Origin of the sequence: Paenibacillus sp. IHB B 3415 (assembly GCF_000802655.2) — a bacterium.
Classification (GTDB): domain Bacteria; phylum Bacillota; class Bacilli; order Paenibacillales; family Paenibacillaceae; genus Paenibacillus_AQ; species Paenibacillus_AQ phytohabitans.
The window spans coordinates 1-8,855 of the sequence record NZ_JUEI01000144.1 but is presented as its reverse complement, the minus strand read 5'-3'; the positions used below and the strand labels follow the sequence as shown (position 1 = coordinate 8,855).

The 8,855-nt window shown below is 53.3% G+C and carries 5 protein-coding genes and 1 pseudogene; 1 reads left to right on the top strand and 5 read right to left on the bottom strand.

The features are described 5' to 3' along the window. Positions 1-767: hypothetical protein (locus QW71_RS40750; RefSeq protein ID WP_039310433.1), on the top strand; the 767-nt coding region annotated here is incomplete at its 5' end. An 82-nt stretch (positions 768-849) separates the two neighbouring features. Here QW71_RS40750 and QW71_RS35305 read toward each other — a convergent pair. The 5 genes and pseudogenes from QW71_RS35305 to QW71_RS35285 form a co-directional block, all read right to left on the bottom strand. Beyond that, positions 850-4,356 carry a polysaccharide lyase family protein gene (locus QW71_RS35305; RefSeq protein ID WP_039310431.1) on the bottom strand — a complete coding sequence of 1,169 codons (3,507 nt, stop codon included), beginning with the start codon at positions 4,354-4,356 and terminating at the stop codon, positions 850-852. Between the two features lie 134 nt (positions 4,357-4,490). Next, the gene (locus QW71_RS35300; protein WP_039310430.1) at positions 4,491-6,044 is read right to left on the bottom strand and encodes an ABC transporter substrate-binding protein; all 1,554 of its coding nucleotides are present in this window, start codon (positions 6,042-6,044) and stop codon (positions 4,491-4,493) included. A 54-nt stretch (positions 6,045-6,098) separates the two neighbouring features. Further along, on the bottom strand, positions 6,099-6,992 hold the full coding sequence (locus QW71_RS35295) for a carbohydrate ABC transporter permease (protein WP_039310428.1): 894 nt from the start codon (positions 6,990-6,992) through the stop codon (positions 6,099-6,101). Positions 6,993-7,008: 16 nt separating this feature from the next. Continuing rightward, positions 7,009-7,995, bottom strand: a complete 987-nt coding sequence (locus QW71_RS35290; RefSeq protein WP_200906009.1) for a sugar ABC transporter permease — start codon at positions 7,993-7,995, stop codon at positions 7,009-7,011. Positions 7,996-8,192: 197 nt separating this feature from the next. Next, positions 8,193-8,855: pseudogene (locus QW71_RS35285) on the bottom strand (collagen-like protein); the annotation flags it as partial.

Below are 8,855 nucleotides of genomic sequence, written 5' to 3'. Positions count from 1 at the left end.
ATTTCCCCGTCCAGCCCACTTTTGGCGGATTCAGAGGGATTTATCCCTTTGTTTTCCCCATGCTCTCCGCTTTCGGCGGAATCAGAGGGATTTATCCCTTTAATTTCCTCATACCGCCTACTTTTGGCGGAATCAGTGGGATTTATCCCTTTAATTTCCCCGTCCAGCCCACTTTTGGTGGCATCAGAGGGATTTATCCCTTTAATTTCCCCATACCGCCCACTTTCGGCGGATTCAGAGGGATTTATCCCTTTGATTTTCCCGTACCGCCCACTTCAGGCGGATTCAGAGAGATCCCGGACACAGGACAGATTCGTCCTTCAGACGAATCTGCTCTGCCCACTTTCGGCGCATTCAGGGGCACTAATGCTCCTCATTTCCTCCTACTGCCCGCTTTCGGCGGAATCAGAGGGATTTATCCCTTTAATTTCCCCGTCCAGCCCACTTTTGGCGGATTCAGAGGGATTTATCCCTTTAATTTCCCCGTCCAGCCCACTTTTGGCGGATTCAGAGGGATTTATCCCTTTAATTTCCCCGTCCAGCCCACTTTTGGTGGCATCAGAGGGATTTATCCCTTTAATTTCCCCATACCGCCCACTTTCGGCGGATTCAGAGGGATTTATCCCTTTGATTTTCCCGTACCGCCCACTTCAGGCGGATTCAGAGAGATCCCGGACACAGGACAGATTCGTCCTTCAGACGAATCTGCTCCAATTCCAAAGAAGCCTATCCTCTGCAGACGAAATATAGTCATTTCCCAGAAATAGAAACTCCCCGCCGCTTCACACTTCAAAGCACACGGGGAGCATAAGTCTTCATTCGTGAGCCCAAGCCTTTGTAATCCGCCCGTCAGGGCAGACTGATGAGTAGGGCCTCACTTAATTTGTTATTCTCCTTGTTCATCTCGGCATACCGCCAGATATCATTCACAAAGAAGCTTATGGTGAAGCTGCCAATGGTCGGCACTGTCCAGCGGGGCGTTCCCTGGGCGCTGCTGTTTGCTGTTAATGTGATCTCTTCGCCCGGCTGGATCACGCTGGTGTTCGTGTCCGACCAGGATACAACCCCGCCATTTACCGAAAAGGCGCCGCCGGTGATCTGTCCGAGTCCGGTTGATGTATTCAGCGGTGTAGGGCGGACGCCGATGTTCTTCACTTTGGCCCAGAAAATCAGCGAATCCCCCAGCTGCGGAGTGCTGTGCGCCGAAGGGCTGCCGTCGCTGTTCACGATATTCCAGCCGATATCCGTCACGGTCAGATCCGGCCCCGGAGCCGGCAATACCGATTCATAGCTCTGGAACTCCAGTCCGCTCACCATGACTTTTCCCTGGGTGCCTGTAATTTCAATCCGGTGCAGCCCGTACTCCAGGCCCGTCAGCTCGTAGACGATTTTATGATCCCCCTCAAGTCCGGCCTGCGGAATCACTATCGTCTCCATATATTCGCCGTCGACATAGACGTCAGCACTGCCCATATCGCTTTTGATATCCGATCTCCAGCGGACGCCGGTGCCGTTAAAGCTAAACCCTGCCAAAGCATCCGGTCCATAGGTCACATGGGAGACCCCATTCGGCGCGGTCTCGAACCCGGTATAGTCGATGTAAGCATGATTATGCGCAACCGGGTACCACGCGGAGACCGGAACATACAGCCCCTCTTCCAGCCTGAAATAATCGATATTCGCCCCGTTTCCTGCCGAGGTGAAGCTGATTGTGTTATAGCCCGCCTGGAGCGTAATCCCATACTGCCGTGCGGTTATATTGGCAGTCCAGCTTCCCGTAGAGGGCAGCGTAACTGTGGACTGCTTCACTCCGTTAACTAGGATATTCTTCTTCGATTCCTGATTGGAAGCGTATGCAATAGTTAAGGTGTAGCTGCCGCCGTTCGTGGAATAAAAGCCCTGAATAGCCAGACCCCCGCCATGCGTCTGCTCGACTACCTTCCCTCCCGAGGCGCTGCTGTTATTGCTGGTCTTCAGCGGCAGGGCAAAGGAGGTAGCTTCCGCCTCGAATTTGGCCGGATCTCCCGTGACATGCGGCGTAACCGGCATTACCGGTGTGGTGGCGGATACAGCCGTGCTTAGCGGCGATACATTGCCGGAATCGTCCACAGCCTGAACATTATAGCTATAAGTGGTCTGGGGCGCTACGGTATAGTCACTCCAGAAGGTAAGGCGTCCAGGAACATTAATTACCGGAGCTGTCCCGCCGTCACGGTACACGTTGTAGCTGACGACCGCATCATTATCTGTGGAGGCATTCCAGGTCAGCCTGATTTGCTCATGACTCACGGCCAGTGCTGCCGGACTGGCCGGAGCGGATGGCAGAGTACTCTCCTGCTCATCCAGAATATACTGGACGGTCTCCCCGGCACCCAGCGAAACCGTAAGGGTAATATACGGTGTTGCTGTCAGCTGAACCCGGGAGTAGGCCGCAGCATAGCTATCTCCTGCACCGAAGCGTTCCCCCGTATACGTTCCGCTGGACGGCATCGCAACCCGTACCTGCATCGTTACCGGCGATTCCTCAAAGTTGACGAAGTTCAGCAGAATTTTATCGGACGAAGCGCCTATGGCTGTAACCCCCAGCGCCGAGGTATCCACTGCGCGGAAATATGCCTTTTGCCCGGTTAATGCAGCCGCATTGAGAACTTCGTAGCTGAGCGGGCTTCCATGGGTCGCATAAGCGGCGGCCAGTCTGCGGAACGTCTTCAGCCGGGTCTCCCCGGATTCGTTGATATTGGCCGGCACCGCAGCTGTATCCTCGTAGCGGTGCGTATTCCAGTTGATCGCCGAATCGAACAGCCCAAACTCCGTCCCGTCATTGAAGAAGGCGGCGTGCTGCATAATATGATCTACATAGCCGATATCCCCCCGCAGCTCCCGGTCAAAAGCTGAGGCGAACCTGTAAGCATACGTTCCATATTTCGTATTGTCGGAATGATTGTCATTGCTGCCGGTCTCACTCATCGCCATTTCTTTGCCGAAGCCTTCATCCGCTTCGCTATAGACACGCAAATTCTCATACAGGCTTCCGCCCGGCAATGGCTGAACCCCGGTGCCGCCATAGCTGTGGCCGTTGGTCACATCCGACAGCGCCTCAATCGCCTCCCGCTGGCTGGCATCCCGCTCCCAGCCGTCAGGTGTTCCGTTATACGGCCAGTACGCCCAGCCGGGGGCAACAATCTTCAGGTACGGCTGGCTATTGGTCTGCCTTTCCTCATCCATCAGCTCATGAAGCGCAAGCACAGCCTTCTGTGCCCAGCCGAATAATCCCGGCTCATTGCCCGTTTCCGCATACTGGTACAGATCACCGAATTTGCTGACGAACCCGGCATAATAGCTCCGCAGCGCTGAACTGATGGTTCCGGCGGCCAGCTCGGTATTGCTCTTCCAGTTTCCGCCGATGATATTGACCATCGGCTCCAGATTAAGGTCGCGCAGCGTCTCCAGATAAGTTCGCCCCAGCGGGTCCCAGCCTGCGCTGGTATCGGACCAGAAGGAGGTGCGCATCCAGTTGCCGCTGTAGGCAATGCCCAGCCACTTGGTCATTGGCGCCAGATGGCGGATTGCATTCTCGTCATACCTGAAGGTGGATGCGGCAATTGTGCTTCCCAGATGAATATACCGCCCGTGTATAGGCTCGGCGGCCTGCTCCTCCAGCGCATCCAGCCTGAAATAATCCCACTCAAACCACAGATACCTGTCCCCATCATAACCGGGAGACTGCGGATCTGCGTATAAACCCCGGTCAACGGTGAGCTTAAGCTCATTCTGTCCTATCTTCAGCTGTTCTTTGGGAATGTAGAGCTTATAGGTCTGCTTCCATGTGCGCGTAAGCGGGGTCTCTCCATCATTCAGGCCAGTAATCTGAATAAGCCCGCTGAAGCTGCCGTTTGCGAATACGGCCAGCTGCGGAATAGCGGTGCTTGCATCTATAACTTTGAAGCTGAACTCCACGCCGTAGAGAGGGACTTCGGTTAAATTAAAGGTGAGATTCATGGTACCGTTGTGGTCTGCTTTCATGCCCTTGGAGAGGGTATTCCAGCTCATGGGATTTGCGGGGAGGGTGATATTCTCACTGTACACATCTTGAAATACCGTAAATTCTGCCGAGCTGTTATCCTGCTCCCCTACCTGCCAGAGCAGCGTTAACGGTTGATAGGTATCCTCTGTGACCGTCCTGCCATAGGAAGATTCAGCGGCAGGTAGCGGCGGCACCGCAGGTGACTTCATTTCTTGCACAGCAGTCAGTGCCGCTGGCGGTCCGGCGGACAGAATTCGCCCGCCAGGCGCCAGAACGGACATCAGCACCAGAACAGTAATGAGCAACTTGCCTGTTATCTTCTGTTTTCGCACATTAACACCCTCTTCTTGAGAATAAGATAAGGGCTCCCCAAATGCTGGTTCAGCGAATGAGAATACCCGGTATCCGGCAAGCGGCCGCTGGGACTGCCTGCTATGAATACCGGGCGTGCTATGGCCTTAGCTGCTTATTTGGCGGCCAGGAAAGCATCCAGTTGCGTTTGAATTTCTGTAATCACAGCATCCAGGCCTGCGGCCTTCAGCTTGCTGTTCATTTCCTTCAGGACCGGTTCAGGGTCCTTTTCCCCGGAGTACAGGGTGTTCTTATATTGCTTCGTAATATTGATCAGTGCGCCGATCTGCGACTGCACCTTGGTCGAATCGAAGACAAAGCCGATGACCGGCGAAACGGCAGAGTTCTTGTTCCAGTCAGTGTACAGCTGTACGCGGTTCGGATCTTCGTCCTTGTTCAGGTAGTTCAGCAGCACATTGCCGATCATCCAGGAAGATACGGAGTTGTAGCCGCTGTCCGGGATGAACTCCACCGTGTTGTTCTCCAGCTTCTTGTAATGCTTGCCCTCAATGCCGAAGGTCAGCAGGTTGTAGAGCACCGGATCGGTATGGATCAGGTTCATGAACATCATGGCCCGTTCAGGGTTTTTGGAGGTTCTGGAGATGGCGAGCATGGAGCCCTGCAAGCTCTTGGTGCTGACGCCAACCGGCAGCAGTGTCTTGATAATCATCGGCTTCTCGGCGAGCCGGGTCCAGTCATTGGTGGAGGTCGGATTCATATTGCCGTAGACGAACCAGGCTTTGCCGCTTTTGACCGCATCCTTCAGCTCGGTCTTGTCTGTGGCACCGTTCTTGTTAATATAGCCCGCTTCATACCAGCTGCGGATCAGCTTCAGCCGTTCCACAATTTCCGGCGTATCGTATTCGTTAAATACCTTCATCGTCTTGTAATCGAGCAGCGTCGGGATTTCATTACTGCCGTCGAGGTCTTCACTTTCCGGATATGCGGTGAACCAGTTCAGACTGTCCGTATGGTTCATGAACAGCGGGGAAAGGGCGGGTTCTTTCTCCTTAATCGTCTTCAGCATCGGTTCAATATCCTCCAGCTTCTTGATGCTGTTCACATCGAAGCCGTATTTATCGACAATCGCTTTGTCAAAAGCAAACCCGACGGACTGGCCCAGCTCTTTCTCTGTGGGAATCGCATACAAATGTCCGTTAACAGTAGCCGCCTGCAGGTAAGCAGGATTGATCTGTGCCTTCGTTTCCTTGGCGTATTCCTCGATCAGCTCTTCCAGCGGCAGATACGCTCCCTTGGCGGCATTGGTCATGAAGTTCCAGGTATAGACCATGTCGAACACTTCGCCGGACTGGATCATCAGGTTGACCTTATCGGCCGGTTTATCCCAGCTCAGCTGGTTAATCTTGATCGTGGCATTTATTTTATCCTTCAGATACGCATTGATCTCCTGCTCTACAGAAGCCACATCCTTATCCGGCCCGCCGGGCAGATAGAGCGACAGCTCCACCGGTTCCAGCGCATCCGGCGCTTCCGTCCCGGCCGCTTCCGTTGCAGTAGCTTCCTTAGTGGCTGCCGGAGCCGTGGTGCTCTCCCCTGCCTTCTCCGTAGGAGCAGCGGTATTGTTGTTATTTCCGGAGCAGCCGGCTAGGGTGAACCCAACCATAAGTACAAGCGACAGCAGTAGACCCGTGACTTTTTTACCTGCCATACTTTGTTTCCTCCCCTTGATTGAACAATATATGCTAATCGGTTGATTCCGAGGTTAGCCTTTAATCGAGCCAAGCGTCAAGCCTTTGATGAAATACCGCTGGAAGAACGGATACGCGAGCACGATCGGACCAATGCCAATCAGTGCCATCGCCATGCGGATCGTTTCCCCCGGCAATTTGGCCAGCTCGGTGGCCGAGCCCTGAATGAGTGCGCCGTTGCGGCTCAGGTAATCCGCCTGGGAGATCATTTTGTACATCAGATATTGCAGGGAATAGAGGTCGGTATCGGTGATGAAAATCATGCTGTTGAACCAGTCGTTCCAGTAGTGCAGCGTGTTGAACAGCCCAATCGTGGCGAATACCGGCAGGGACAGCGGAAAAACAATCTGGAAGAACGTCCGCAGCTCCCCGGCCCCGTCGATTTTGGAGGCTTCAATCAGCGCAGGCGGTACACTCATCTGGAAATACGTTTTCATGATCAGCACATTGAACGGCGACAGCAGCATCGGCACGATGAGCGCCCAGATGGAGTTCTTGAGATCAAGCACTTGCGTATAGACCATATACCAGGGCACCAGCCCGCCGCCGAACAGCATAGTGAAGAAGATCAGGAAGGCGAAAAAGCCGCGGTATCTGAAATCGGTCCGTGAGATCGGATAAGCATACAGTGAAGAGATGAACACACTGACCAGCGTTCCGGTGATGGTGACGAAGAAGGACACGCCGTACGCTTTTAACACAACGCTATAATCCTTGAAGATATACGCATAGGCTTCCAGGCTGAGCTTCTCCGGGATAAATTGATAGCCGTTCAGCACGATGTAATCATAATCGGTAATGGAAATCATGAAGACGAGTACAATCGGCAGCAGGCAGGTAATGGACAGGATGATAAAAATAATATGGAGAATGATGTTGGTAAATCTGGATATTTCGTTATTAGCCACGGATTTCCACTCCTTTTTAGAATACCGCCTGGTCCTTGTCGACCTTGCGCACGATCCAGTTCGAGCCGAGGACCAGGAAGAAGCCGACCACCGATTGATACAATCCCGCTGCTGCGGACATGCCCAGGTTCCCCATATTGATCAGTGCGTTATAGACGTAGGTGTCGATGACCAGCGTTGTCGGGTACAGTGCTCCGGAATTCAGCGTGGTCTGGTAGAACAGCCCGAAGTCGGAGCGGAAGATCCCGCCGATGGCCAGAATCGTTGTGATAATGATGACCGGACGGATCAGCGGAATCGTGATATGCAGGATCTGCTTCCACTTGCTGGCACCGTCGATCAGGGCCGCTTCATAGTATTCGTTGTCAATGCCGATGATGGCCGCCAGATAGATGACACAGCCATAGCCCACCCCTTTCCAGAGGTTGATCAGCGGCAGAATGAACGGCCAATATTTCGGCTCGGAATACCAGTTCAGCTCATCCAGCCCGAACAGGGCGAAGATCCCTTTATTGATGAAACCGTATTCAACATTCAGAAAAGCGAACACCAGATAACTCACCACAACCATCGACAAGAAGTACGGGAAGAACATGATGCTCTGATAAAATTTGGCGGCCAGTTTATTCTTCAGCTCATTCAGGGCAATTGCGATAGACACGGCAATCACCAGGTTGAGAATAATAAACACAAAGTTGTAGAGCACCGTATTGCGGGTAATGATCCAGGCATCCGAGGTTGCGAACAGGAATCTAAAGTTATCCAGCCCCACCCACGGACTGCCGAGAATGCCGTCGACATAGTTAATATTCTTGAAGGCAATAATGATCCCGAACATCGGCAGATAATTATTGACCAGCAAAAAAAGCACACCCGGCAGCAGCATCAGCAGCAGAACTTTGTGCTTCAGCAGATGTCCCAGCATGGCCCCCCGCTTCGTGCTCCTGTGTACCGGCAGGCTGTCTCCTGCACCGGCTACGCTTTTCTTCTCTTGAGTAATCATTCCTTCCGCCTCCTGATTCCTTCAGCAGTCTCTCTCTTCCATGACTTAAGTGTAGCCGGAGAACGGCTGATGCTAAATAAGGCCATCTATAATAAAAGTTCAAAATCCTACGGAGTTTGGGATTGTGGATTTGTAGTCATTCAAAAAGGGCCCTTTTTTAGTTAAGCTGACTCGTGGTTCCGTATCGTCTCATTACCTTACGTCAGTCTGTGTACAGACCACACAAGGCCCGAGGAGGAACCGCCGAGATCCAGCGGAACAGTTAATCCATCTGCTGCGTAAAATAGCCCGATTACATCGCCTGCCGTCAGTTCAAACTCACCCGTTAATGTCACCGTACCGTTCCCCAGTATCGTCCGGAGTGTCAGCAACAGTGCAATATTAACATTCAGCAGCGGGAAGAGCCCGGTTACCAGATCTGTTACCGTAGGGGACGTTCTCCGCACTACAAAGGCCGGATTCACTCCCGCACCCAACGCAACTGAAATCGCAGCCGTAGTACTGTAGTTAATAGTCGCCTCAAACGAATATCTGCCTGTGGCCGGAATCGTGTAGTTACCCGTTGTTTCGTTAAAAGTCACGCTGTCGTAATAAGGTGTCGTCACCGTCCACCCTGTAAGCTGTGTGCTGGCCGCTGCCGAGAACGAAGGCAGAAATGCCGAGAAGCCTTCCGTTGCGATATTGGGGCCTGTCGCTCCGGTTGTTCCGGTTATGCCCGTGGTTCCGGTGACTCCGGTGACTCCAGTGACTCCAGTCACGCCGGTCACGCCGGTTGCACCTGTCACGCCTGCGTCTCCCGTTGCTCCCGTTACCCCGGTTGCACCTGTCACGCCTGCGTCTCCCGTTGCTCCCGTTACACC